At 61.3% G+C, this 1,706-nt stretch carries 2 protein-coding genes and 1 pseudogene; 1 reads left to right on the top strand and 2 read right to left on the bottom strand.

The annotated features are described in order from the left end of the window. Both IMZ11_RS42195 and IMZ11_RS42200 read right to left on the bottom strand, forming a co-directional pair. Window positions 1-493, bottom strand: a 493-nt coding sequence (locus IMZ11_RS42195; protein WP_228649138.1) for a condensation domain-containing protein, incomplete at its 3' end; no start/stop codon positions are given. A 73-nt stretch (window positions 494-566) separates the two neighbouring features. After that, window positions 567-1,331, bottom strand: a complete 765-nt coding sequence (locus tag IMZ11_RS42200) for an IS6-like element IS6100 family transposase (protein ID WP_001389365.1) — start codon at window positions 1,329-1,331, stop codon at window positions 567-569. Between the two features lies 1 nt (window position 1,332). On the opposite strand from IMZ11_RS42200, the pseudogene IMZ11_RS42205 reads away from it, so the two are divergent. Further along, window positions 1,333-1,692: pseudogene (locus IMZ11_RS42205) on the top strand (transposase); the annotation flags it as partial. Between the last annotated feature and the right edge of the window lie 14 nt (window positions 1,693-1,706).

The following is a 1,706-nucleotide window of genomic DNA, read 5'->3' on the forward strand; positions in this document are numbered from 1 at the left end:
ACTCCATTGCGGTCGCGCCCATTCGGCCGAGATAGTTGAACGCGACTACCGGGTCCGGACCGGCCAGATCCACATCGGCATTCAGGTACCGCAACAGACCGTAGGTCAGCCCGTCCGGCAGAGCACGAAGCTGCTCTTTGGCGTCTTTGATCACAGCGCCGAGAGCCGCGTCGCCGGAGACCACCTGGGGCCAGGACAGGCCACCACCGCGGCCCTGGAGATCCAGGGCCACCGGGTATTTGGTGGTGAACCACCCGACCGTGCGCGACAGGTCGATGTCTTCGCCGATTTCTTCGTGGCGCCCGTGCCCTTCGACATCGAGCGAGATCGGACCGTTCGTGCCGGCGAACTCGGCCAGTGCGAGCCCGTAGGCGATCAAGAGAATGTCGGGCACCCCGGCATGGAAGGCCGCAGGCACCTCGCCGAGCAGCATGCGGGTGGTCTCGGCGTCAAGGGTGACCGGCAGCTGCCCGGCGGTCGCATAGGTATCCACCTCGGGGCGTACCGCAGGCGGCTCTGTTGCAAAGATTGGCGGCAGTCAGAGGTAGGCTGTCGCTCTGCGCCGATCAGGCGGCTGCTGCGAAATGGTGGTTGAGCATGCCCATGGCCTCCGTCAGCGCCGAGGGCCCAATGCCAAAAGCTCTCTCCACAAGGCGCACCTCGCCCCTGATGCCGGGCTGCAGGCACCAGGGGCGAGCCTGTCCTTTGCGCAGGGCTCGCATGACTTCGAATCCCTTGATCGTGGCATAGGCCGTGGGGATCGATTTGAAACCGCGCACCGGCTTGATCAGTATCTTGAGCTTTCCGTGATCGGCCTCGATCACGTTATTGAGATACTTCACCTGCCGGTGGGCCGTCTCCCGGTCCAGCTTTCCTTCGCGCTTCAATTCGGTGATCGCTGCACCATAGCTCGGCGCTTTGTCGGTATTGAGCGTGGCAGGCTTTTCCCAGTGCTTCAGGCCTCGCAGGGCCTTGCCCAGGAACCGCTTCGCTGCCTTGGCGCTGCGGGTCGGCGACAGGTAGAAATCGATCGTGTCGCCCCGCTTGTCGACTGCCCGGTACAGGTAGGTCCACTTGCCCCGCACCTTGACGTAGGTTTCATCCAGGCGCCAGCTCGGATCAAAGCCACGCCGCCAGAACCAGCGCAGCCGCTTCTCCATCTCCGGGGCGTAGCACTGGACCCAGCGATAGATCGTCGTATGGTCGACCGAAATGCCGCGTTCCGCCAGCATTTCCTCAAGGTCGCGATAGCTGATCGGATAGCGACAATACCAGCGCACCGCCCACAGGATCACATCACCCTGGAAATGGCGCCACTTGAAATCCGTCATCGTTCCGTCCGTCCAATCTCCGCCAAGCATGCTCAAGCTTCACGATTTTTGCAACAGAGCCCGCAAAATTATCTACACCACCAACGCCATCGAGTCGCTGAACTATCAACTCCGCAAGATCATCAAGAATCGTGGTCATTTCCCGAATGATCAAGCGGCAGTGAAGCTTTTGTGGCTTGCGATCTGCGATATCGAAGACAAACGCTCCCGAGAACGCGTTCGTCACCGCGACCGAACGACGCCCCAGCGGTACAAGCAAAGTAACCGTCTCGTCGAAGGCGCCATCGTCACTGGGTGGAAGCACGCACTAGGCGCCCTGGTCCTGGCCTACCCAGACCGACTAGAGCCATACATCTACTAACCAACGTACTAACC

It is taken from the genome of Microtetraspora sp. AC03309 (assembly GCF_020826795.1).
Taxonomy (GTDB): domain Bacteria; phylum Actinomycetota; class Actinomycetes; order Streptosporangiales; family Streptosporangiaceae; genus Microtetraspora; species Microtetraspora glauca.

Coding starts and splice junctions, on each gene's coding strand:
- IMZ11_RS42200 (WP_001389365.1), bottom strand. CDS start 1,331: ATGACGGATTTCAAGTGGCGCCATTTCCAGGGTGATGTGATCCTGTGG.